This is a genomic window from Halomonas pelophila (assembly GCF_040196315.1).
Taxonomy (GTDB): Bacteria; Pseudomonadota; Gammaproteobacteria; order Pseudomonadales; family Halomonadaceae; genus Halomonas; species Halomonas pelophila.
This window is the reverse complement of the sequence record NZ_JBEGCI010000002.1, coordinates 287,483-309,058: the sequence shown is the minus strand read 5'-3', so window position 1 is coordinate 309,058 and position 21,576 is coordinate 287,483. Positions and strand designations below refer to the sequence as shown.

The 21,576-nt window shown below is 71.0% G+C and carries 19 protein-coding genes; 7 read left to right on the top strand and 12 right to left on the bottom strand.

Translation table 11 applies throughout. The annotated features are described in order from the left end of the window. Positions 1 to 67 precede the first annotated feature (67 nt). The 3 genes from ABE957_RS03225 to rpoE all read right to left on the bottom strand — a co-directional run bounded on the left by ABE957_RS03225 (position 68) and on the right by rpoE (position 2,687). A complete protein-coding gene (locus ABE957_RS03225) occupies positions 68 to 1,105 on the bottom strand; it encodes a MucB/RseB C-terminal domain-containing protein (protein ID WP_349757231.1) in 1,038 nt (345 codons plus the stop codon). 53 nt (positions 1,106 to 1,158) lie between these two features. Continuing rightward, positions 1,159 to 1,881: a sigma-E factor negative regulatory protein gene (locus ABE957_RS03220; protein ID WP_349757230.1), complete on the bottom strand. Its 723-nt coding sequence runs from the start codon at positions 1,879 to 1,881 to the stop codon at positions 1,159 to 1,161. 200 nt (positions 1,882 to 2,081) lie between these two features. Continuing rightward, positions 2,082 to 2,687 carry an RNA polymerase sigma factor RpoE gene (rpoE, locus tag ABE957_RS03215; RefSeq protein WP_349757229.1) on the bottom strand — a complete coding sequence of 202 codons (606 nt, stop codon included), beginning with the start codon at positions 2,685 to 2,687 and terminating at the stop codon, positions 2,082 to 2,084. 306 nt (positions 2,688 to 2,993) lie between these two features. On the opposite strand from rpoE, the gene ABE957_RS03210 reads away from it, so the two are divergent. Then, entirely contained in the window at positions 2,994 to 4,073 is a 1,080-nt protein-coding gene (locus ABE957_RS03210; RefSeq protein ID WP_349757228.1) for a 3-deoxy-7-phosphoheptulonate synthase, read from the top strand. 116 nt (positions 4,074 to 4,189) lie between these two features. On the opposite strand, the gene ABE957_RS03205 is transcribed toward ABE957_RS03210, so the two are convergent. The 3 genes from ABE957_RS03205 to rhlB are packed head-to-tail and all read right to left on the bottom strand — an operon-like array spanning position 4,190 to position 8,472. Further along, positions 4,190 to 5,047, bottom strand: coding sequence for an Nmad3 family putative nucleotide modification protein (locus ABE957_RS03205; protein ID WP_349757227.1), 858 nt, complete (start codon positions 5,045 to 5,047; stop codon positions 4,190 to 4,192). Further along, positions 5,044 to 7,191 carry an ATP-dependent DNA helicase DinG gene (dinG, locus tag ABE957_RS03200; RefSeq protein WP_349757226.1) on the bottom strand — a complete coding sequence of 716 codons (2,148 nt, stop codon included), beginning with the start codon at positions 7,189 to 7,191 and terminating at the stop codon, positions 5,044 to 5,046. Before dinG ends, ABE957_RS03205 begins: the two co-directional genes overlap by 4 nt. 6 nt (positions 7,192 to 7,197) lie before the next feature. After that, on the bottom strand, positions 7,198 to 8,472 hold the full coding sequence (rhlB, locus tag ABE957_RS03195; protein WP_349757225.1) for an ATP-dependent RNA helicase RhlB: 1,275 nt from the start codon (positions 8,470 to 8,472) through the stop codon (positions 7,198 to 7,200). Between the two features lie 167 nt (positions 8,473 to 8,639). Between rhlB and ABE957_RS03190 the strand changes: the two genes are divergently transcribed. Together ABE957_RS03190 and xthA are read left to right on the top strand one after the other, a co-directional pair. Next, the gene (locus ABE957_RS03190) at positions 8,640 to 8,876 is read left to right on the top strand and encodes a hypothetical protein (protein WP_349757224.1); all 237 of its coding nucleotides are present in this window, start codon (positions 8,640 to 8,642) and stop codon (positions 8,874 to 8,876) included. 3 nt (positions 8,877 to 8,879) lie between these two features. Next, positions 8,880 to 9,707: an exodeoxyribonuclease III gene (gene xthA / locus ABE957_RS03185; RefSeq protein ID WP_349757223.1), complete on the top strand. Its 828-nt coding sequence runs from the start codon at positions 8,880 to 8,882 to the stop codon at positions 9,705 to 9,707. Here the strand turns inward: xthA and ABE957_RS03180 are convergent. The 6 genes from ABE957_RS03180 to ABE957_RS03155 are packed head-to-tail and all read right to left on the bottom strand — an operon-like array spanning position 9,674 to position 14,738. After that, positions 9,674 to 10,840 (bottom strand): hypothetical protein, encoded by a 1,167-nt coding sequence (locus tag ABE957_RS03180; protein WP_349757222.1) that lies wholly within the window; start codon positions 10,838 to 10,840, stop codon positions 9,674 to 9,676. The two genes, xthA and ABE957_RS03180, sit on opposite strands and share 34 nt — an antisense overlap. 4 nt (positions 10,841 to 10,844) lie before the next feature. Next, positions 10,845 to 11,600, bottom strand: coding sequence for an energy transducer TonB (locus ABE957_RS03175; RefSeq protein WP_349757221.1), 756 nt, complete (start codon positions 11,598 to 11,600; stop codon positions 10,845 to 10,847). Beyond that, on the bottom strand, positions 11,597 to 12,004 hold the full coding sequence (locus ABE957_RS03170) for an ExbD/TolR family protein (RefSeq protein ID WP_089846231.1): 408 nt from the start codon (positions 12,002 to 12,004) through the stop codon (positions 11,597 to 11,599). Before ABE957_RS03170 ends, ABE957_RS03175 begins: the two co-directional genes overlap by 4 nt. Beyond that, positions 11,997 to 12,554, bottom strand: a complete 558-nt coding sequence (locus tag ABE957_RS03165) for a MotA/TolQ/ExbB proton channel family protein (protein WP_432765388.1) — start codon at positions 12,552 to 12,554, stop codon at positions 11,997 to 11,999. The genes ABE957_RS03170 and ABE957_RS03165 overlap by 8 nt, the downstream gene beginning before the upstream one ends. Then, positions 12,535 to 13,947 (bottom strand): MotA/TolQ/ExbB proton channel family protein, encoded by a 1,413-nt coding sequence (locus tag ABE957_RS03160; protein WP_349757220.1) that lies wholly within the window; start codon positions 13,945 to 13,947, stop codon positions 12,535 to 12,537. The genes ABE957_RS03165 and ABE957_RS03160 overlap by 20 nt, the downstream gene beginning before the upstream one ends. Beyond that, on the bottom strand, positions 13,944 to 14,738 hold the full coding sequence (locus tag ABE957_RS03155; protein WP_349757293.1) for a DUF3450 domain-containing protein: 795 nt from the start codon (positions 14,736 to 14,738) through the stop codon (positions 13,944 to 13,946). Before ABE957_RS03155 ends, ABE957_RS03160 begins: the two co-directional genes overlap by 4 nt. Positions 14,739 to 14,944: 206 nt before the next feature. Between ABE957_RS03155 and ABE957_RS03150 the strand changes: the two genes are divergently transcribed. Genes ABE957_RS03150 through ABE957_RS03135 form a run of 4 tightly spaced genes read left to right on the top strand, consistent with a single transcriptional unit; the run spans position 14,945 to position 21,465 of the window. Further along, positions 14,945 to 16,474 (top strand): pyridoxal phosphate-dependent decarboxylase family protein, encoded by a 1,530-nt coding sequence (locus ABE957_RS03150; protein WP_349757219.1) that lies wholly within the window; start codon positions 14,945 to 14,947, stop codon positions 16,472 to 16,474. A gap of 19 nt (positions 16,475 to 16,493) precedes the next feature. Further along, a complete protein-coding gene (locus ABE957_RS03145; RefSeq protein WP_349757218.1) occupies positions 16,494 to 17,837 on the top strand; it encodes a lysine N(6)-hydroxylase/L-ornithine N(5)-oxygenase family protein in 1,344 nt (447 codons plus the stop codon). Then, positions 17,834 to 19,024, top strand: coding sequence for an MFS transporter (locus ABE957_RS03140; protein WP_349757217.1), 1,191 nt, complete (start codon positions 17,834 to 17,836; stop codon positions 19,022 to 19,024). The genes ABE957_RS03145 and ABE957_RS03140 overlap by 4 nt, the downstream gene beginning before the upstream one ends. Then, a complete protein-coding gene (locus tag ABE957_RS03135; RefSeq protein ID WP_349757216.1) occupies positions 19,021 to 21,465 on the top strand; it encodes a GNAT family N-acetyltransferase in 2,445 nt (814 codons plus the stop codon). Before ABE957_RS03140 ends, ABE957_RS03135 begins: the two co-directional genes overlap by 4 nt. Positions 21,466 to 21,576: the final 111 nt, after the last annotated feature.

Here is a 21,576-nt window from a genome sequence, read left to right as displayed (position 1 = left end):
CTGGGTCGACGGGAAGGGAAGAAAAGCGCGTGCTCTTTCTTACCGCGCTTGCGCCAAAAGGTTCCGATCAGGGCGAGGCGCCGTCCGCCTCGGCCCGCCATGTCAGTGAATCGGCCACGCGGATCAGTACCCGCGGCGGCAGCTCGCCCATCACCACCACCTGGCGCACCTGACCGCCCAGCTCGCGATGGCGAACGGCGGCATGAGACACGCCGAGACGATGCAGGCCGGGCATCAGCTGATCCTTGCCGGCCACGGGTTCCACGAACAGGCTGAGGGTCGCCAGGCCATCGCTGTAAACGCGATGACCGACGGCCTCGTCGTGGCGCGGGCTGCGGGTCTTCACCGGCTTGGCGATGAAGCCCTCGGGTAACCAGGTCGGACGCCAGGGATCATCGGGGGCGGGGCGGCGGCGATCGAGGTCGATCGCCCCCCGATGCAGGCGAGGCCGGTTCAGCTGGGTGATCTGGAAGGTCTCCACCACTCGCCCCTGCTCATCCAGCAGGATCTGCTTAAGGGGCAGGCCCGTGGCCTTGTCGAGCCAGAAGCGGTGGCCGTAGCGCAGGTCGTCCAGGGGCTCGATGTCGAGACGCACGGTGTTGCGGTTGGCGAGACGCTCCTCACCGCTCAGCCGCAGGCGATAGAGTCCCTCGAGGTGGGCCACGATGCCCGACGGAGCGGCGGCCACCGCCGCATCGCCCTCGGCCCAGTTCAGGCGACCGATGCGCCCACGGCGCTCGAAGACCACCGGCGGACCGTCCAGGAAACGCGCCACTTCGCGCTCGACACCGTCCACCACGTCGTGGGAAAGCGCCAGCGAACGGACGCCGTCGCTGCCGATGCGCACGGCGCGCGCCTGGAAGGCATAGCAGTGGTTGGCCCAGAGGCTTCGCTCGAGCCAGGCCCGGGCACTCTCGGGAGTTGGCCGCGCGGTCAGCGCCTGACAGTCGAAGCGCTCGGCCTCGTCACTGCCGGCATGATCGCTATCACCAGGGGCGGCGCCACGGCCGACATCCGCCTGTTCAGCGCCAGCGGCGACATCGGCCTGAGCCGGCTCGGCCTGCGCGAGGCCCGCCAGCGGCAACGCCGCCAACAGGCTGCTCAACAGGAAAACCGGAAGCACTCTCGTGACCCCACGGGTCGGTCGACCCGAATGCATCAGCGCTGACCCAGCGACTCGCTGCCGGAAGCGCGCAGCAGCGGCATCCAGGTATCACCGCTGCCGTAGGCCGCGCCCTCGGCGTGACGATCCAGGTAGGACTGCAGCAGCTGGGCCTGCTGCTGGTTGACGCGCGCAGACTGGCGCGGGGAGAGCACCAGCGGGGAATCGACGCCGGCACCTACCGTCATCAGGCCCCGACCATCGCCGGAGGGCGTCTGGAACATCGGCAGGTCGGCAAGCGAGGGACGGTCGACGGCGCGCGACGCGGCCAGCTCCGACCCACCGAGGGCGGCCGGGCTCGCCTGCAGCTCAGTCGACAGGGGCTGCGACGGCGCCTGCAAGGCCACCTCACTGGGCACCTGCCCGCTGTTGATGCCACCCTGATAGAACTGCACACCGGTGATCACCATCAGGGACACGGCGGCGGCGATGCCGGCGCCGCGCATCAGCGACATGGAACGCCCCGCGCCGGCTCCTCCCTTGGCTTCGACCTGCGGCAGCGGCTCATCTTCCAGACGTGCCATGATGCCGGCAGAGAGGTCGGTGGCGACATCGACCTCGTGCTCTCGGCGCATCAGGCTGCGCATGAGATGGTAACGCCGCCAGGTATCCGCCGCGTCGGGGGAATCCTCCAGTGACTTCAGCACTCGACGCAGTTCCAGCTCATCCCCCTCGTCATCCATCAGGGCAGAAAGCGATTCCCGTGCGTTCTGACTCATTCTTCACACCTCACACTCGACAAGGCGACCCGCTCCGGGTCCTTTGACAGCCTGGAATTCCCGACATCGGCGCGTGTCGCCCTGGCCATGTCGGCATGTACGTTCCCGCGGGTGGCGGGCCGGTCACCGCATATGACGTCGCAGACCGCGGACAGTTCAGCAAATCGTCAAAAAACATGCAGTTTCCCGGCCCGACCGGCTTACTCGGTCACCGATTCCTGGTTACGCGCGGTGGTGACCAGCGGACGGATGTGCTGATCGACGGCCTCGCGGGCCCGGAAGATCCGCGAGCGAACGGTGCCCACGGGACACTGCATGATGGCCGCGATGTCCTCGTAGGAGAGCCCGTCGAGCTCGCGCAGGGTGATCGCCGTGCGCAGGTCGTCGGGCAGCGCCTCGATCGCCTCGAAGATGGCCGCCTCCAGCTGGTCGCGCGCCATGGCCGCCTCGGGGGTCTCGGCATCGGCCAGTCGTCCGCTGTGGTCGACGATCTCCGCATCGACGATGTCGAGATCACTGCCCGGCGGACGGCGCCCCTTGGACACCAGGTAGTTCTTGGCGGTGTTGATGGCGATACGGTACATCCAGGTATAGAAGGCGCTCTCGGCGCGAAACTTGCCCAGCGCCCGATAGGCCTTGATGAAGGCCTCCTGCGCCACGTCCTGCACCTCCGCGTGGTCGTGCACGTAGCGACTGATCAGGCCGATGATCTTGTGCTGGTACTTCTTCACCAGCAGGTCGAAGGCGCGACTATCCCCTTTCTGGGCGCGCTCGACGAGCTGCTGATCGGTTTCCCGGTTGCCCATTCAGGCCCTCCCTGAACGGAAAGGCGTGGATGACGACCCGAGCTCGGGTCGCGAAAGCCGTGATGTCGCTAGCATAGTGTCAACCTGGGGCATGTCGCCGCTGAAGGAATCAGGGTCGTGAGTCTCGAAGGGTACAAGTGTTCCTGTTTCTTGAACGTGCATCAAGCCGATCGACTCGCCCGACGCTCGCCGCGCCCTTCGCGACCGACCCGACGGGCCGCGGGGCGATTGAATTTGACCGCCCCAGGCGCGATAGTAGGTGCCAAATAATTTCGCCATCAGCGCCGACACGACACAGGAAGCACCATGTCCGAACAGCAGGTCAACAACCTCAACGTTCTCGCCCAGGACGTTCTGATCACCCCCGAGGCCCTCAAGCAGGAGATCCCCCTCACCGAGGCCGCGGAGCGCACGGTGATCGAGGGCCGCGAGACCATCCAGGCCATCCTCGACGGCCGCGACCCCCGCCTGCTGATGGTGGTGGGCCCGTGCTCCATCCACGACGTCGACGCCGCCCTGGACTACGCGCGACGGCTGCGTCGCCTGGCCGACGAGGTCAAGGATAGCCTCTACATCGTGATGCGCGTCTACTTCGAGAAGCCGCGCACCACGGTGGGCTGGAAGGGCCTGATCAACGACCCGCACCTCAACGGCTCCTTCGAGATCGAGGAGGGGCTGCATATCGCCCGCAAGCTGCTGGTGGAGCTGGCCGAGATGGGCCTGCCGCTGGCCACCGAGGCGCTGGATCCGATCTCGCCCCAGTACCTGCAGGACTGCATCAGCTGGTCGGCCATCGGCGCGCGCACCACCGAATCCCAGACCCACCGCGAGATGTCCTCCGGCCTCTCCTGCCCGGTGGGCTTCAAGAACGGCACCGACGGCAGCCTCGACGTCGCCGTCAACGCCCTGCAGTCGGTGGCCCACCCGCACAACTTCCTGGGCATCGACCAGGCCGGCCGGGTGGCGATCATCCGCACCCGCGGCAACGCTTACGGCCACGTGGTGCTGCGCGGCGGCAACGGCAAGCCCAACTACGACAGCGTCAGCGTGGCGCTGGCCGAGCAGGAGCTGAACCAGGCCAACCTGAAGCCCAACATCATGATCGACTGCTCCCACGCCAACTCCAACAAGGACGCGGCGCTGCAGCCGCTGGTGCTGGAGAACGTCACCAACCAGATCCTCGAGGGCAACCACTCGATCATCGGGCTGATGGTGGAATCCAACCTCGGCTGGGGCAACCAGAAGATGACCGAGGATCCCGCCGAGCTGAAGTACGGGGTGTCAATCACCGACGCCTGCATCGACTGGGAGACCACCGTCGAGGCCTTCAAGCACATGGACGAGAAGCTCGCCCCGGTGCTGGCCAAGCGCCGCCAGGCGGCCTGAGCGCCCTGCCCCGCGCTATCGCCATCATGAGTGCCTAGCGCGATCACGAAACAGACGGGCCCGCCATTCGGCGGGCCCGTTGCGTTCATGACCCTGTCGCGCGGCGCGGCCAAGGCCTATGACGCCGCATGAGCCCGGATCAGCTCAGCCGCCCAGGGCAGCGCCTCGGGATAGGCCGCGGCGTCCAGCACGAACTCCTGACCCCGGGCCACGGCCTTGAGCTCGGCATACCCCGCCTGCCGTCGCCAGCGGCCGCGGTCTGCGTGATAGGAGAGCGGTGGCCGCCCCTCCCCCGGATACCACCAGGACGGCAGCCGCCAATCGGAGACCTTCACGGCAGCGGGCGCGGTGAGCCCGAGGGCCGTCGCGTCCCGGGAGAAGATGCCGGCGCCCGGCAGGGTCTCGCCGAGGCCGTCGAGGGCCAGATGACGACGGGCGACATAGAGGACGTTGTTGGCCGCTTGGCGCTGGCAGTGCGGGTGGCCGCGCGCCCACACCAGCTCCGCCGGCAGCGGGCCATCCAGGGGCAGCACGCGCTCCACCTGCATCCAGCCCCAGAGCACGTGGCGGGGGCGCTCCTCCGGCACGAAGGCCCAACCGTTCTCGGTCGGCGCGACCTGCCGGAAGAGCCCGAAGAACAGGAACAGGTCCCCCGGCCCGACCCCCTGGTTGCGCAGGTGGCCCTGCGCCTGGCCCATCTGGCCGAACAACGGCCGCCAGCCCGGCGGGCGCGGCAGGCTCTGGGCCAGCAGGTCGGGATCGAGATGCACCCGATCGCGGCCGGTGAGCCGGCCCCGGGTCAGATCACCGACCAGCGGTCCCAGCGGCTCGCCGTCCTGGGCAAGCTCGCCGTAGGTGGTGAGGGAGTGGTCGTCGGGAATGGGCAGCACGATCAGCCGGCCGTCGGGCAGGATCGGGCTCGGCACGCCGCCGGCGGCGCTGTCGAACCCCTTGCGGCTGAGGATCAGCCTCATCCCGCGCTCTGGGTCACGCCGTCGATCTCGCGCACGAAGGGCGGCAGGGCGTCGAGCAGCGCACGGCCATAGCGACGGGTCAGCACCCGGCGATCGAGCAGCGTGATGCGACCCTGGTCGGCCTCCTTGCGGATCAGCCGGCCGCATGCCTGCACCAGCTTGATCGAGGCGTCGGGCACGCTGATGCGCATGAAGGGATTGCCGCCCCGGCTCTCGATCCACTCGGCCAGGGTCGCGCCCACCGGGTCGTCCGGCACCGAGAAGGGTAGCCGGGTGATCACCACGTGAGTCAGGTAGTCGCCGGGCAGGTCGATGCCCTCGGCGAAGCTCGCCAGGCCGAAGATGATGCTGCCCTCCCCCGCATCCACCCGCGCGCGATGCCGAGTGATCAGCTCGCGCTTGGGCAGCCGGTCCTGGGCCAGCACGCGCTCACGCCGCTCCCTGGAGAGGGCCTTCTCCACGCCGCGCAGCTGCGCCCGCGAGGAGAAGAGCATCAGCACCGCCTCCTGCTCGCCGAGGGCCTCGACGAAGTCGACGATGGCCCGCTCGTGGCCCTCGCGGTCGGCGGGGTCGACCGCCTCCCGGGGCACGCTGAGCACCGCCCGGGAGTAGTCGAAGGGGCTCGGCAGACGCTGGTAGCGATAGCGATTGGCGAGCCCCGCGCGCTCCTGGAGCCGCTCGAAGCGGCCCAGCGCGGTGAGGGTCGCCGAGGTGATCACAGCGCCAAAGGTACTGCCCCACAGGTTGCGCGCCAGGGTGTGCGCCGCGGAGACCGGGCTCGCCGAGAAGTTCAGCTCCGGCTCGCCGTTGAACCGCTCCAGGGTCAGCCAGCGCGCCCGGGGCGGTTCGCCATCGGGATCGAGTTCGGCGAAGGCCAGCCACAGGGCATGAGCCTCCAGGGCGCGACCGTGCAGCAGCGCCACCAGCGGCAGCCAGGCCTCGGCCTGTTCCCGGGGCAGGCCGGTGTGCTTCTCCGGGTCGAGGCTCTCGCGCAGGATGTCCGCCATGGACTCCAGGGTCCGCGCGAGCTCGGCGAACAGCGTCACCAGGCCGTCGGCGTGCTCGCGCAGCGCGTCCGGCACGCGGCCCATCTCGAAGCGATGGTGGCGGCTCTCCTCGCCTTCGCCCAGCCCCTGGGGCCGGCCGGCGAGCTGGTGACCCAGCGCGAAGGCCTCGCCGAGGCGCGGCTCCAGCACGTTGATCGCCTCGGGCAGCCCGGCCAGCAGGCGGGCCAGTGTCGGCTGCACGGCCAGCGCCTGGTTGAGCTCGGTGAGCGAGCTCTTCAGGGTGCGCAGCCAGCGCAGCGCCCCGCCGACGGCGACGCGATGGGTGAAGTGCTGCAGCGCCTTGTCGGGCAGGTGATGCCCCTCGTCGAAGACGTGGATGCAGTCGCCCGGATCGGGCAGCACCACGCCGCCGCCCAGTGCCAGGTCGGCCAGCACCAGGTCGTGGTTGGCGACGATGATGTCGGCGCTGTCCAGATGACGTCGGGAGCGGAAGAAGGCGCAGGAGGCGAAGTGGCCGCAGCGGCGATTGGTGCACTGGCGGTGATCCACGGTCAGGCGGCGCCAGTGGCCGTCGTCGATGGCCTCGGGCCAGCTGTCGCGATCGCCCTCCCAGCGCCCGTTGCCGTAGGCGTCACCGAGCTCCTTGACCAGCGCCTGGAAGTCGTCGCCGCCGCTGGCCAGCGACTGCTCGAAGAGCGACAGCGTCGGGTTCTCCTCGCCGCCGTCCAGCGCCTGGTCGAGGCGCGCCACGCAGACGTAGCGGCCGCGCCCCTTGGCCAAGGCGTAGTCGAAGGAGAGACCGCTGTGGGTCTTCAGCGACGGCAGGTCCTGATGGAGCACCTGCTCCTGCAAGGCCACGGTGGCGGTGGCGATCACCAGGCGCTTGCCGCGAGCCTTGGCCACCGGCAGCGCGGCCAGCAGGTAGGCCAGCGTCTTGCCGGTGCCGGTGCCGGCCTCGAGCACGCAGACGTGCTCGTCGCTGATGCGTCGGCCGGCGTCGTCCGCCTCGATGCTCGCCAGGGTGCGGGCGATCTCGGCGATCATCAGCCGCTGCCCGTAGCGCGGGGTGAGCCCGAGGCCCTCGAGCACGCGCCGATAGGCCTCCTGGATCTCGCCCTTCAGGGCCTCGTCAAGCATGGGGCGTCAGAGCAGCCCTTCCGGCGGGTGTTCGCACGGCAGCTTGTCGTTGATGTAGCGCTCGATCTCCGGCAGGGAGAAGGCGTCTTCCTCGCCGACGAAGCTGATCGACACGCCCTTGGCGCCGGCACGGCCTGTGCGGCCGATACGGTGGACGTAGTCCTCCGGATCTTCCGGCAGGGTGTAGTTGATCACGTGGCTGACATCCTCGATGTGGATGCCGCGACCCGCCACGTCGGTGGCCACCAGCACCTGGATCTGGCCTTCGCGGAACTTCTCGAGGGTCTCGATGCGCTGGTTCTGGGGCACGTCGCCGGAGAGCATGGCGGCGTTGATGCCGGCCTTCTCGAGCAGGTCGTCGAGCTTGCGCACCAGATCCCGGCGGTTGCCGAAGACCATCACGCGCTCGAAGCTCTCCTGCTTGAGCAGGTTGACCAGCAGGCGCTGCTTGTCCTCGTCGCCGACCAGGTAGACGCGCTGATCGATGTCGGCGGCGTTGTCGACGGTGACCGCGATCTCCACGTGGGCCGGCTTATGGGTCCACTGACTGGCCAGGTTGAGAATGTCCTGGCTGAAGGTCGCCGAGAACAGGAAGGTCTGGCGCTGCTCGGTGTTCGGCGTGTGGCGGATGATGCGCTTGACGTCGGGAATGAAGCCCATCGACAGCATCCGATCGGCCTCATCGAGCACCAGCACTTCCACCTGGGTCAGGTCGACGTCGCGCTTCTCGTGGAAGTCCAGCAGCCGGCCCGGGGTGGCGACGAGGATATCGAGCTTGTCGCCCAGCGCCTCGCGCTGCTTCTGGTAGTCCATGCCGCCGACGACGCTGGCCACCTTGAGGTCGGTGAAGCGGGCGAGCGCCTTGGCGTCCTTCTCGATCTGCAGCGCCAGCTCACGGGTCGGGGCCACGATCAGTGCCCGCGGCGCCCCCGGTTTCTGGGCGTTGGGCGCCTCCTCCTCGAGGAAGTAGGCCAGGATCGAGATCAGGAAGGCCGCGGTCTTGCCGGTGCCGGTCTGGGCCTTGCCCACCACGTCGCCGCCCAGCAGGGTCTGCGCCAGGGCCTCGGCCTGGATCGGCGTGCAGTATTCGAACCCCAGGGCGTGGATCGCCCGCATCAGCGGCAGCGGCAGATCGAAGTCATGGAAGCGCCACTTGCCCGCCACGGCGGGGACCTGGAACTGGCGCAGATCCCAGTTCGACTGACGACGCCGCGGCTTGCGCCGACGACGCTTGGGCTTGCGGTTCTGGGCCGGTGCTGTGGTCTGTTCCGACTCGCTCATAGGCTGTGCTGTCTTGTCCGTATGGGTGGATGGGGTGCGTGACGCAAACGGCCATTGTAACAGCCTCCGGCGACGAGGGCGCCCCCGGACGCCTGCCGGCGGTTGATTGCTGTCAGCAGGCGGGCCTCGACTGCTAGAATAGCGCCCTTACATGCAGGAGTTGCACCATGACACGCCAAAAGAAGACCCGGTCGCTGGCCGATAAGGTGAAGATCCGCACCGGCAAGCGCAAGGATTTCAAGAAGTGGCGCCACGAGAACCCCGATCAGGTGGCCTCGTCGACCCGCTTTACCCAGAAGAAGCGCCAGCAGCGCAAGCTGCAGGCGGCCCGCAAGCAGGCTCGCCAGGAAGCGGGGCCGTCCATCGAGATCCACCCCGACACGACCGAGCACAAGGACGACTGATCGATGCGCCTGGTGTCATTCAACATCAACGGCATTCGTGCCCGACTGCACCAGCTGGAGGCGCTGATCGAGGCGCATCGCCCGGCGGTGATCGGCCTGCAGGAGACCAAGGTCCAGGACAGCGAGTTCCCCGTGGCCGCCGTGGAGGCCATGGGCTATCGCGTCGCGTTCCACGGCCAGAAGGGCCACTACGGCGTGGCCCTGATGATCGACACGGCCCAGTGCGGCGAGCCCGAGGCGATCTACAAGGGCTTCCCCGACGACGGGGACGACGCCCAGCGCCGCATGATCGGCGCGCGACTGGCGCCGGGCGGCGGCACGCCGATCACGGTCTGGAACGGCTACTTCCCCCAGGGCGAGAACGTCGAGCACCCGGTGAAGTTTCCCCACAAGCGCGAGTTCTATGCCCAGCTCCAGCGCCTGCTGGAGACCCATCATCGCGCCGATGAGCACCTGGCGGTGATGGGTGACTTCAATATCTCCCCCGAGGACATCGACATCGGCATCGGCGAGGCCAACCGCAAGCGCTGGCTGCGCGAGGGCAAGACCAGCTTCCAGCCCGTGGAGCGCGAGTGGCTCGCCGGCATCAAGGCCTGGGGCCTGACCGACAGCTATCGCCTACGCTACCCGGAGGTCGACGACCGCTTCAGCTGGTTCGACTATCGCTCCCGCGCCTTCGAGCGCGATCCCCGGCGCGGGCTGCGCATCGACCATATCCTGGTCACGCCCCCGCTCGCCGAGCGCGTCGCGGACGCCGGCATCGACTATGAACTGCGCGCCATGGAGAAGCCCTCGGATCACGCCCCGGTCTGGACCGACCTCTCGACCTGATCGGCGAGCGCCGCGGCGCCCTCCTCCTCTGGGTCGGGAAGCGAGGCGAGCCAGGCCTCGGCCTCCTCGGCCCCCAGCGTGCGGGCCCGCCTCAGGGCCCGCCGGGCCAGCGCCTCGTGTCCCCAGCCGTGGGCCAGCTGGCCCAGCCGCAGCCAGTCGGCCGCCTTCTCGCTTTCCCGGGCGACCGCCTCCCAGGCCGAGAGCGCCAGGTCGTGGTCGCGAGCCGCCTCCCAGGCCGCGGCCAGCAAGCGCCGATGGCGCACCTCGCCCGCCAATACGCCATCTTCTAGCCCTTTCGTAAGATGCTCGGCCGCCCGCGCCGGGGTGCCCCCGGCGAGGTGCAGCCGGGCCAGGCGGCGCAGGTCCTCTGCGCCTGACAGCGCGCCCCGCCGCCAGCCGGCCTCCCAGAGCGCCGCGGCGAGCCCCGGATCCCCCAGTTGCTGCGCCAGGGCTGCGGCGCGGCGCCACGCGGCCGGGCTGGCCTCGCGATCCAGCCCCTCGCGCAGCAGCGCCAGGGCCTCGCCGTCGCGGCCCGCCCGGCGATAGACCGAGAGCGCCAGCGCCCGACGCGCCTCCTCCCGGGGCCGCGCCTCCAGCGCGTCGAGCCGCGCGGCGGCCGCCTCCCAGCGCTCGAGCTCGGCCAGCCAGCCGATCAACCGCCAGTGCTCCTCGACGGGCGGCGCCTCGGCCGCCTCCAGCCAGCGGCCGAAGCGCGCCGCGGCCGCGGCCGTTTCCCCTGCGGCGCGGTGCTGGAACGCCGCCTCCCTGAGCCGCGCCCGACGCCAGGCCGCCGGCGCCACCTCGCTTCCCGCCGCGGCGGAAAGCCACGCGGCGGCTCGGCCGTGCTCGCCCCGACGCGCCGCGGCGCCGGCCGCCAGCTGCAGATAGAGGGCCCGCGCCCAGCGATCGGCGGCGTTGCCCGCCGCCAGGCGCTCGGCCTGTTGGCGCGCGCGCTCGCTCACCTCGGCCGGCGCCTGCGCGAGCCGCGCCTCGAGGCCCTCGAGGTCGCGGATGAAGCTCCCGGGCAGGGCCGGCTGGGCCTGCACCGGGGCCGCGGCCAGCAGCAGCCCGGCGGCGAGGCCAGCCAGCAGGCGTCGCGGGAGGGGACGGCATCGAATCAACGCATGCGACATGGGCTCACCTCAGCTGAAACTCGAGTCGCTGGCGGGCACGCCGCAGGCGGCCGTCGGCCTCGAAGCGCCAGTCCGCCACGGCCCGCGTGGCCGCCTCGTCGAAGACCCGCCGCGGCCGGGCCTCGACCACCCGGACCGAGCCGGACTTGACCCGGCCGTCGGGGCGAATCAGGAACTCCACCACCACGTGCCCCTCGAGGCCGCGGCGCTGGGCGCGCCGCGGGTAGCTCGGCGGCACGCGCCGGGTGGGCGTCGCCTGCCCCACATCCTGGACCGTCTGGCGGGCCTGGCCGTCGGCGCCCGGCGCGCCCTGCCCCGAGGCGGCGGGCTGCGTCGCCGCGGCCTCGAGGGCCGTCGCCGACGGGCTCGCCGGCTCGGGCGACGGGGTTGGCTCGGGCTCGGGCGTCGGTGTCGCCTCGATCAGCTCGGGCAGCGCGGTGTCGAGCTCGGCGACCTCCTCGGGCCGCACCGGCGGCGGATCAACCGGTGGCTCGGGCAGCGACAGCGTGCTGTCAGGCAGCGGTGCCGGCGGCGGCGGGCTGGGCGGCACCGGCCGAGGCGCGGAGGGCGCGCTGGGGGCGGGCGCCGGCGCCGCGGCAGGCTCCGCCACCGGCTCCGTGGCGGCGGCCAGGCGCATCGTCATGGCCGTCTCGCGCACCTCGACCTCCGCCTCGGGCGGCGCCACCAGCAGCGCCAGCCCCCAGAACAGCAGCAGCGCCAGCGAGGCGCCGGCGAGTCCCGCCAGGGGCCAGCGAATCACGCCCCCTCCCGGGCGGCGGCCACCGCGATCTGCTCGACGCCCGCCTCGCGAAGGCGATCCATCACCTCGACCAGCAGGCCGGTGGTGGAGGCGCGATCGGCCTGGATCACCACGCCGCCCTGCTCGCTGACCAGCGGCGCCACGGCCTCGCCGACGCGATGCGCGTCCACCGGCGCGCCGTCGACCCACACCGCACCCTCGGCGGTCAGGGCCACCATCACCTGGGCCTCGGGCCGCGGCGTCGCGTCACTGGACTGGGGACGCTCGATCTCCACCCCGCTCTCCTTGACGAAGCTGGTGGTGACGATGAAGAAGATCAGCATGATGAAGACCACGTCCAGCATGGGGGTCAGGTTGACCTCGCTGGTCTCGCCGCTGTCGGCACTCAGGCGACGCCTACGCATCGGGCTCCTCCACGGCGCGGGCCATGCGGTCGTGCAGCCGCTGATCCTCGCGCCGGATGATGTGTTCGAGACGGGTGGTGAAGAGCAGGCCGGCCACCGCCACCGCCATGCCGGCCAGTGTCGGCAGCGTGGCCCGGGCGACGCCGTCGGCCATGGCCCGGGCCTGGCTGGTCTCGCTGGCGGCGAGCCCCTCGAAGACGGTGATCATGCCGGTGACCGTGCCCAGCAGGCCGAGCAGCGGGCAGAGCGCGACCAGCAGCCTGAGCCAGGGCAAGGGGCGGCGCAGCCGGGCGATCAGTTCCTGGGTCCAGACCTCGCGCAGGGTCAGCGCGCTCCAGCTGGCATGCTCGTCGCGGTCCACCCAGCGCGCCACCAGGGCCTGGCGCTCGCGCCGCCAGACGAAGCGGAAGTAGCACCAGCGCTCCAGCGCCAGCGAGAAGAGCAGCATCGCCACCGCGCCGATGGCCACCAGCACCGGCCCGCCGGCCTGGCCCAGCCAGGCGAGCGGCGCGGTGGCGCCCGTCATCACCTCAGGCCAGGGAAGCGGCATGACGCGACTCGCGACGCGGGGCGGAGGCCGGCAGGGCCTCGAGGTGCTCGGCCAGCGCCGCACTGGCCCGCCCCTCGATCACCCCGGAGAGCCAGCGGCTGCGGCTGGACAGCGCGGTGTGGGCGAGCATCAGCGGCACCGCGGTGATCAGGCCCAGCACCGTGGTGACCAGCGCCTGGCTGATGCCGCCGGCCATCAGCTGCGGGTCACCGGTGCCGAACACCGTGATCGACTGGAAGGTGCCGATCATGCCGGTCACGGTGCCGAGCAGACCCAGCAGCGGCGCCACCGCCGCCAGCAGCTTGACCAGCGCCTGGCCGCGCTCGAGCCGCGGCAGCTCGGCGAGCAGCGCCTCGTCGAGGCGCGCCTCCAGCGCCTCGGGCACCAGCCCCTGGCGCAGCGTCTGCACCTTGGCCAGCACCCGGCCCAGGGGATTGTCGTCGCGCAGGCTCGCGTCGTCCCGCAGCTGGCGACGCAGCCGCGCGCTCACGACCATCAGGTAGCCGTACTGGCCCAGCGCGATCAGCAGTCCCAGCCCGCCCAGGGCCACCACCACGTAGCCCACGGCGCCGCCCTGGTGGAAGCGCGCCAGCAGGTCGGGGCGCTGGGCCAGCGCCTCGAGCAGCTCGCCGCCGGTCGGATCGAGGGTGACCCGGTCGCTCTCCCCGGCCGCGAAGGCCGCCAGGGTCTCGCCGGCATCATCGGGGGTCGCGGCCAGCGCCGCCGGCGGCAGGTCCGGCGAGTCGCGCCGCAGCCAGCGCCCGTCGCCGATCATGGCGAGATCCCCCAACCGCAGCACCTCCCGGGGCTCGACGCGACCGTCGACCGAGGCCACCGGCAGGGTCAGCCGCTCGAGGCGCCCCGTCTCCCGGGTGAAGGCCATCAGCGCATCGGCCAGCGCCTCGATCCGCGCGAGCTCGGGCAGCGCATCCGCGTCGCCGCGCGCGGGCAGCTCGGGCCCGTCGAGGGTGAGCCAGCTCTGGCCGAGGGCGTCGCGCAGCTCGCCGACATGACGCTCCAGCACCGGCTTGACGGCGGACAGGTCGCCGCCCTGCTCCTGGCGCCGAGCTTCCAGCGCCTCGCGGCGCGCCTGCTGCTCGTCGCGTTGCGCCTCGAGGGCCTGGCGGCGCTCGGCCGCCGCGTCGCGGCGGTCGCGGGCCGCCTCGACGGCGCGGCGCAGGGCGTCGCGATCGTCGACCAGCGCGGCCAGCCGCGCCCGGTCCCGCGCGAGCTCGGCCTGGCGCGTCTCGGCGAAGGAGGCCGGGCCGTCCTGCCGAAGCTGAGAGTCAGACTGCGGAGCGGGCTGAGGGTCGGCCTGGGCCTGGAGCGCCGCCGCCGGCAGCACCAGGGCGCCGCACAGCAGCAGGCGGCGGGCATAGCGTGACAGCATCATGAGGCCTCTCCCCCGCGCTCGTGGGTCGTCTCGTCTCGGGAGATCGGCTGGGAGACCGGCAGCGTCAGCAGCTCCGGGGCGCGCTGCTCGCGGGCGATGCGCAGGCCGTTCTCGAGACTCCGGCGCGCCGCCTTGTCGAGGGGCTTCCAGGCCCGGTCGTCGGCCTTCCAGACACCGCCCTCGCGGCCGTCCGGCGTCAGGTAGTAGAAGCCGACCCGGCCCAGCCGCAGGAAGTCCACCTCCCGCTGACCGTCCAGCAGGCCGCGCCAGGCGTCCAGCTCGCGGCCGTAGGCGAGCTCGCCGCGCCAGGCGGCGAGCACGCGATCCAGGCGCTCGGCGGGCGACAGCGCCGGATCGGAGAGTGCGCGCTCCAGGCTCGCGACCCGGGCGCGGCGCTCGTCCCGAAGGAACGGCAGGTCGGCCTCGATCCAGCCGTCGAGGCGCTCGACCATCCCCCGCAGCAGGGGCGGCAGCCCCTCGCGGGTCGTCGGGGCGCCCTCCAGGGCGCGTTCGCGACGCGCCAGCGTCTCCTCCTGGCGCTCCACCACGCGCTCGAGCTCGGCGTTGTAGGCCTCGACCCGCTGCGCCTCGGCCCGGGCCTTTCGCAGCCCGCCGATCAGGCGGCGCGTCTCGTCGTCGGCGGCGTCGATGCGCGCCTGCAGCTCGGCCTGGCGGCGCTGCGCCTCGGCCGACCGATCGACCAGCGAGTCCTGGGCCTGCCCTTGAGCCTGGGTCAGGCCGGCACCGCACAGGCCGACGACCGCGACGAGCGCGGCGGGGAAGCGAAACATCCTCACGATGGCTCTCCGGTAAAGGTCTCGAACGGGCCGAGACAGTGACACAAATGGGAATGCTTATCAATGCATTCCATTCCGAGGCGCGTCCGGAAAAAATCTCCCCCGCCGGTTCAGAACCGCCGGGCGAATCCGTCGTGATCAGGACAAGGCAATAATCGATAATGATTATCAATAAAATTCCTGACCCCACTGGAGCGACCATGATACAGCCGGACGGCGCCTGCGGGCGGCCCAGCCGCCTCGACCCTCCCCTCTTGAATGCCCGGCATGCCGAGGCCTACTGGCAGCAAGCGACGCGCTGCCTCGATCTGGTACGGCGCAAGGTGGCCGACGTGGACCGTCCCTTCAGCGGGGCGCGACCCGAGGAGCTCGCGGGGCTGTTCGAGGCCATCGACCTCGACACGCCCCTGGGCGAGCTGCGCCCGGCCCTGGAGGAGCTGGAGCGGGTCTACCTGGACGACGCCGTCTACTTCCACCATCCCCGCTACGTGGCGCACCTCAACTGTCCCGTCGTGCTGCCCGGCGTGCTGGCCGAGACGCTCCTCTCGCCGATCAACTCCTCGCTGGACACCTTCGACCAGAGCGCCGGCGGCACCCTCATCGAGCAGTCGCTGATCGACTGGACGGCACGGCGCCTCGGCCTGGGCGAAGACGCCGATGGCGTCTTCACCAGCGGCGGCACCCAGTCGAACCTGATGGCGCTGATGATCGCCCGGGACCACCACGGCGCCAGCCTAGCCGATCACGGCGGCAACAAGCACGAGGGTCTGCCCGCGAGCCATCGCCGGCTGCGCATCCTCGCCTCCGAGGTCAGCCACTTCAGCCTGCAGAAGTCGGCGGCGATCCTCGGGCTCGGCTACCGGGCGGTGATGCCGGTGGCCTGCGACGACCGCTACCGGATGGACCCCGCGGCGCTGAAGGCGCGCCTGGAGGAGTGCCTGGCGACGGGCCTGATCCCCATCGCCGTGGTGGCCACCGCCGGCACCACCGACTTCGGCAGCATCGATCCCCTCGAGGAGATCGCCGCGCTGTGCCGGGCGCACGGCATCTGGCTGCACGTGGACGCCGCCTACGGCGGGGGCCTGCTTTGCTCGCGGCGCTTCCGCCACCGCCTGGCCGGCATCGAACACACCGACTCGGTCACCATCGACTACCACAAGACCTTCTTCCAGCCGGTGAGCTGCAGCGCCTTCCTGGTGCGCCGGCGCCGCGACCTGCGCCACGTCACCCACCACGCTGACTACCTGAACCCGCTCTGCCAGGCCGAGGCCGGCACCCCGGACCAGGTCAACAAGAGCCTGCAGACCACCCGGCGCTTCGACGCCCTCAAGCTGTGGCTGACCCTGCGCATCCTGGGCGCCGACGCCCTGGGCGAGATGTTCGAGCGGGTCATCGACCTGGCCGGCGAGGCCCACGCCGAGCTCTCCCGCCATCCGGCGTTCGAGGTGCTGCTCGAGCCGCCCATGAGCACCCTGGTGTTCCGCTACCGCCCGGCGGGCCTCGACGAGGCCGCGCTCGACGACCTCAACGCCCAGGTGCGCGCCGCGCTCTCCCGCCACGGCGAGGCGGTGATCGCCGCCACCCGGGTCGACGGCAAGCGCTACCTCAAGTTCACCCTGCTCAACCCGGAGACCCGGCTCGCGGATCTCACCGCCATCCTCGAGCGCATCGTCCACCACGGCCGCGCCTGGTGCCACTCCCGGACCCCGGCCCGCGCCGCCGCGTCCTGATCTTCAGCGAGACACGACCATGACACACTCCCTTCAAGACGTTCGCGTCCACGACTTCATCGCCATCGGCCTCGGCCCCTTCAACCTGGGCCTGGCCTGCCTGACCGACCCCCTCGAGGAGCTCGACGGCCTCTTCCTCGAGCGTCGCGACGGCTTCGACTGGCACCCCGGCCTGCTGCTGGAGCAGGCCACCCTGCAGACCCCCTTCCTGTCGGACCTGGTCACCATGGCCGACCCCACCAGCCGCTTCAGCGTGCTCAACTACCTGAAGCAGCAGGGCCGGCTCTACAACTTCTACATCCGCGAGAACATCTTCCTGCTGCGCAACGAGTACAACCGCTACTGCCAGTGGGCCGTCGACCAGCTCGACACGATCCGGTTCGCCACCGAGGTGACCCGGGTCGACTTCGACGACGCGGCGGGGATCTATCGGGTGAGCTGCCGCGACACCGCAAGCGGCGAGGCCCGGGTCCACCTGGCCCGCCACCTGGTGCTCGGCACCGGCACCACGCCCTACCTGCCGGAGGGCTGTCGCGACCTGGACCCGCGACCGCTGCACGCCAGCGAGTACCTCGAGCACAAGGCCGAGCTGCAGCGCCAGGAGGCGATCACCCTGGTCGGCAGCGGCCAGAGCGCCGCCGAGATCTACCATGACCTGCTCGCCGACATCGACCGCTTCGGCTACCGGCTCGACTGGATCACCCGCTCGCCGCGCTTCTTCCCGCTGGAGTACGGCAAGCTGACCCTGGAGATGACCTCGCCGGACTACATCGACTACTTCCACGCGTTGCCCGAGGCCACCCGCGACACCCTGATGCAGCAGCAGAAGAGCCTCTACAAGGGCATCAACCTGGAGCTCATCGACGCCATCTACGACCTGCGCTACGCCAAGGCGCTCGGCGGCGAGGTGCGCTCCGAGCTGCTCACCAACGCGAGCCTCGAGACCTGCCGCTTCGACGCCGCGCGCGGCGAGTACGAGCTGACCCTGTGGCACAAGGAACAGCAGCGCCACTTCCGCCACCGCACCCCGGCGCTGCTCATGGCCACCGGCTACCGCTACCAGATGCCGGACTTCCTGGCGCCCATCGCCTCGCGGATCGCCTTCGACGGGGCCGGACGCTACGCGGTAGGCCGCTTCTACGACATCGACGGCGGGCGCGGCGAGCTCTTCGTGCAGAACGCCGAGCTGCACACCCACAGCCTGGTGGCGCCGGACCTCGGCATGGGCCCCTACCGCAACGCCTGCATCATCCGCGCCCTGACCGGCCGGGAGATCTACCCCATCGAGGAGCGCATCGCCTACCAGCGCTTCGGCGCCCCCGGCGAGGCCGTCTTCGAACCGATGGACGCGCAGCCCGCATGAGCCCGACCCCCTGGCTGGTGGCCGTGACCGCCGTGGCGGTGATCAGCGACGCCATGCTGCTGCCCTTCTACCCGCAGTTCTTCGCCGCGCGCTTCGGCGTGGAGGCTCCCTCTCACGTCGGCGCCTACCTGGCCATGAGCTGCCTGGTGGTGATGCTGGCGCTGCCCGCCTGGGCGCGCCTGGCGCGCCGGATCGGCACCCTGCGCCTGCTGATCGGCACCCAGGTCGTGGCCGGGGGGCTGAGCCTCGCCTGCGCGGTGGTCACCTCGCTGCCGGGGTTCTGGGGGCTGTCGCTGGCCATGCTGGTCGCCAAGGCCAGCTACCTGCTGGTCTATCCCTACCTGATGCACTTCGCCCCCCGGGATCGCCACGCCACCCTGATCGGCACCCTCTCGGTGGTGGTGCATGCCGGCGGCATCCTCGGCGCCGTGATCGGCGGCCTGGTGCTGGAGCACTGGCAGGCGGCCCAGGTGTTCCGGGTGATGGCGGTCAGCGACGCGCTGCAGGTGGCGGTCTGCCTGCTGCTCCTGCGCCGCGGCCAGGCGCCTCACTCTCCCCCCCATGCGGCCCCTGCCACCCCGCCGGCCCCGGGCACCAGCGGCGCCATCCTGCGCCTGGGCCTGGTGATGCTGCTGTTCTACCTCAGCGCCTACCTGGCCCGGCCCTTCTTCGCCCAGTACTGGGCACTGGCCTCGGGCCTGTCCGGCGAGCTGCTGGCCGGCGCGGTCTTCGCCATTCCCGGCGGCGTGGCCGTGGCGCTGCTGGCCCTCGACCTGTTGGGCCGCCGCCCGGGTGGCGAGGCCATCGCGGCGCCGCTGGCCATCGGCCTCACCGGCCTGCTGCTGCAGGCGAGCGGCGAGATCGCCGCCCTCCTGGCCGGCCGACTGCTGTTCGGCTGGGCACTGTTCCGCGTCACCGTGCGCCTGGAGCTGCGCCTCTTCCGGCTCAGCACCCCCGACCGCTACGCCAGCGACTTCAGCAAGATCCACCTCTTCCAGGGGCTCGGCGTGCTGATCGCCTCCTGGGGCGCCGGCCGCCTGGTCGACGCCCAGGGCCCGACCAGCCCCTTCCTCGTCGCCGCGCTGGGCTTCGCCCTCTGCGCTCTGGCCCATCGCCTGCTGCTCACCACAGCCGAGGCGACCCCGGCGCGGCCCATCGATCCCGTTTCTGCAAGGACCCGACCATGACCCTCTTCCAACCGACCCCGACCACCCGCGCCTGCTTCTCGCGTCATGCCCAGGGGCTGGGCACCTTCAGCCTGCGCCCGCTGCACCTGCCCGAGGACCTGGCGCTGATCCACGCCTGGGTCAGCGCCCCCCGGGCCCGCTTCTGGGGCATGCAGGGCCACTCGCCGCAGCGCGTCCTGGCCTTCTACCGCGACCTCGCGGAGTGCGAACATGCCCAGGGCTACCTAGGGCTCGTCGACGGCGAGCCGGCCTTCCTGGTGGAGTGCTACGACCCGCGTCACGACCCCATCGGCGCGCACTATGACGTCGCCGAGGGCGATCGCGGCATACACTTCCTGGTGGCTCCGACCGACACGCCCCGTTCCGGCTTCAGCGTCCAGGTGATCACCACCATCCTGGCCTTCCTGTTCGAGGATCCCGCCACCCGGCGGATCGTCGTCGAACCCGACCTCACCAACCGCAAGATCCATCCGCTCAACCGCCGGGTCGGCTTCGTCTACGACCGCGAGGTCGCGCTCGAGGACAAGACCGCCCACCTGGCATTCTGCGACCGGGCGAGCTTCGCCGCCGCGGTGAGCGCCGACAACCCGCGCCTGGACCCGACCCTCGTCGCCGACCCGGCCCGCGCCGCCGCCCACCTGACGCCCGAGCACTGGGCCCGGGCCAACCGCTGGCTGATCCGCAAGGCCATCGCCGAGTTCAGCCACGAGCGCCTGCTGGCCCCCGAGCGCCTGGAAGGTGACGAAGGCGCCGGCACGTATCGGCTGACCGCCCCCGAGGGCGGCATCGCGTACCGCTTCCGCGCCCGTCGCCTGGCCCTGGATCACTGGGCCATCGACCTCGCTTCCCTGGAGAAGCGCATCGACGGCGCCCCGGCCGAGCTCGACGCCCAGCGCTTCATCCTCGAGTTTCGCGACCCGCTGGGCATCGGCGAGACGATGCTGCCGGTCTACCTGGAGGAGGTCGCCAGCACCCTGTTCGGCGGCGCCTACAAGCTCGCCGGCACTCGCCCCAACGCCGACGGCCTGGTCGACACAGACTTCCAGACCCTGGAGGCCGCCATGACCGAGGGCCATCCGGTGTTCGTGGCCAACAACGGCCGCCTGGGCTTCGATGCGGTGGACTACCACGCCTATGCGCCGGAGGCCGCCGCCCCCATCACCCTGGTGTGGCTCGCCGTGCACCGCGAGGACGCCCACTTCAGCGCCATCGAGGGGCTCGACTACGAGAGCCTGCTGCGCGAGGAGCTGGGCGAGGCGACGCTCACCGACTTTCATCGCCGGCTCGCGGCCCGGGGCCTCGACCCCACCGACTTCCTGCTGATGCCGGCGCATCCCTGGCAGTGGTTCCACAAGCTGGCCATCACCTTCGCCGCCGAGGTGGCCCGCAGCCGCATCGTCTGCCTGGGCTACGGCCTTGACCAGTACCGCGCCCAGCAGTCGATCCGCACATGGTTCAACGTCAGCCAGCCGAGCCGGCGCTACGTGAAGACGGCGCTCTCGATCCTCAACATGGGCTTCATGCGCGGCCTTTCGCCGAACTACATGCGTGCCACCCCGGCCATCAACGACTGGATCAAGACCCTGGTCGAAAGCGACCCGGAGCTCACCGCCCAGGGCTTCACGGTGCTGCGCGAGGAGGCGGCCATCGGCTTTCGTCGCGACGCCGTCGAGCCGGCCTTCGACCGCTACAGCGCCTACAAGAAGATGCTCGCCTGCCTGTGGCGGGAGAGCCCGGTGCGCTACCAGCGGGACGGCCGGCGACTGATGACCATGGCCGCCCTGCTCCACGTCGACGCCGACGAGCGCGCCCTGCTGCCGAAGCTGATCGCGCGCTCGGGGCTCGCCACCACCGACTGGTTGGACCGCTACCTGCGGGTCTATCTGCGCCCGCTGCTGCACTGCTTCTACGCCTACGACCTGGTGTTCATGCCCCATGGCGAGAACCTGATCCTGCAGCTCGAGGACGGCGTGCCGGTGCGCGCGATCATGAAGGACATCGCCGAGGAGATCGGCATCATGAACACCGAGGTCGAGCTGCCCGAGGCCGTCTCGCGCATCGCCGTGGAGGTACCCGAGCCGCTCAAGGTACTCTCGCTCTTCACCGACGTCTTCGACTGCTTCCTGCGCTTCATGGCACCACTCCTCGTCGACCAGGGCGACCTCACCGAGGACGCGTTCTGGGCGCGGGTGGCCCGCTGCGTCATCGACTACCAGCGGGACCATCCCGAGTTCGCCGAGAAGTTCGCCCGCCACGACCTCTTCGCCCCGGAGTTCACCCGCTCCTGCCTCAACCGCCTGCAGCTCAACGACCACCAGCAGATGATCGACCTGGCCGACCCGGCCAGGAACCTCCAGTTCGCCGGCACCCTGGTCAACCCCATCGCCGCCCATCGGCCGACCCCGGCCGAGGCCCGGGCGATTGACGACGCCCTGGCCTGACGCCGGCGTCGAGCCGGGCCTCGCCTTTCGGGCGGCGCCCGGCTCGCCCGCGGTGATCACGCCCCTCACGCTCATGCCACGCAACACTACGGTTCCCAGGACGGAGCTCCC

Excerpts from the sequence above, each read along its gene's own strand:
- ABE957_RS03220 (WP_349757230.1), bottom strand. The coding sequence starts at position 1,881 with ATGAGTCAGAACGCACGGGAATCGCTTTCTGCCCTGATGGATGACGAG.
- rpoE (WP_349757229.1), bottom strand. The coding sequence starts at position 2,687 with ATGGGCAACCGGGAAACCGATCAGCAGCTCGTCGAGCGCGCCCAGAAA.
- ABE957_RS03210 (WP_349757228.1), top strand. The coding sequence starts at position 2,994 with ATGTCCGAACAGCAGGTCAACAACCTCAACGTTCTCGCCCAGGACGTT.
- ABE957_RS03205 (WP_349757227.1), bottom strand. The coding sequence starts at position 5,047 with ATGAGGCTGATCCTCAGCCGCAAGGGGTTCGACAGCGCCGCCGGCGGC.
- dinG (WP_349757226.1), bottom strand. The coding sequence starts at position 7,191 with ATGCTTGACGAGGCCCTGAAGGGCGAGATCCAGGAGGCCTATCGGCGC.
- rhlB (WP_349757225.1), bottom strand. The coding sequence starts at position 8,472 with ATGAGCGAGTCGGAACAGACCACAGCACCGGCCCAGAACCGCAAGCCC.
- ABE957_RS03190 (WP_349757224.1), top strand. The coding sequence starts at position 8,640 with ATGACACGCCAAAAGAAGACCCGGTCGCTGGCCGATAAGGTGAAGATC.
- xthA (WP_349757223.1), top strand. The coding sequence starts at position 8,880 with ATGCGCCTGGTGTCATTCAACATCAACGGCATTCGTGCCCGACTGCAC.
- ABE957_RS03180 (WP_349757222.1), bottom strand. The coding sequence starts at position 10,840 with ATGTCGCATGCGTTGATTCGATGCCGTCCCCTCCCGCGACGCCTGCTG.
- ABE957_RS03170 (WP_089846231.1), bottom strand. The coding sequence starts at position 12,004 with ATGCGTAGGCGTCGCCTGAGTGCCGACAGCGGCGAGACCAGCGAGGTC.
- ABE957_RS03165 (WP_432765388.1), bottom strand. The coding sequence starts at position 12,554 with ATGCCGCTTCCCTGGCCTGAGGTGATGACGGGCGCCACCGCGCCGCTC.
- ABE957_RS03160 (WP_349757220.1), bottom strand. The coding sequence starts at position 13,947 with ATGATGCTGTCACGCTATGCCCGCCGCCTGCTGCTGTGCGGCGCCCTG.
- ABE957_RS03155 (WP_349757293.1), bottom strand. The coding sequence starts at position 14,738 with ATGTTTCGCTTCCCCGCCGCGCTCGTCGCGGTCGTCGGCCTGTGCGGT.
- ABE957_RS03150 (WP_349757219.1), top strand. The coding sequence starts at position 14,945 with ATGATACAGCCGGACGGCGCCTGCGGGCGGCCCAGCCGCCTCGACCCT.
- ABE957_RS03145 (WP_349757218.1), top strand. The coding sequence starts at position 16,494 with ATGACACACTCCCTTCAAGACGTTCGCGTCCACGACTTCATCGCCATC.
- ABE957_RS03140 (WP_349757217.1), top strand. The coding sequence starts at position 17,834 with ATGAGCCCGACCCCCTGGCTGGTGGCCGTGACCGCCGTGGCGGTGATC.
- ABE957_RS03135 (WP_349757216.1), top strand. The coding sequence starts at position 19,021 with ATGACCCTCTTCCAACCGACCCCGACCACCCGCGCCTGCTTCTCGCGT.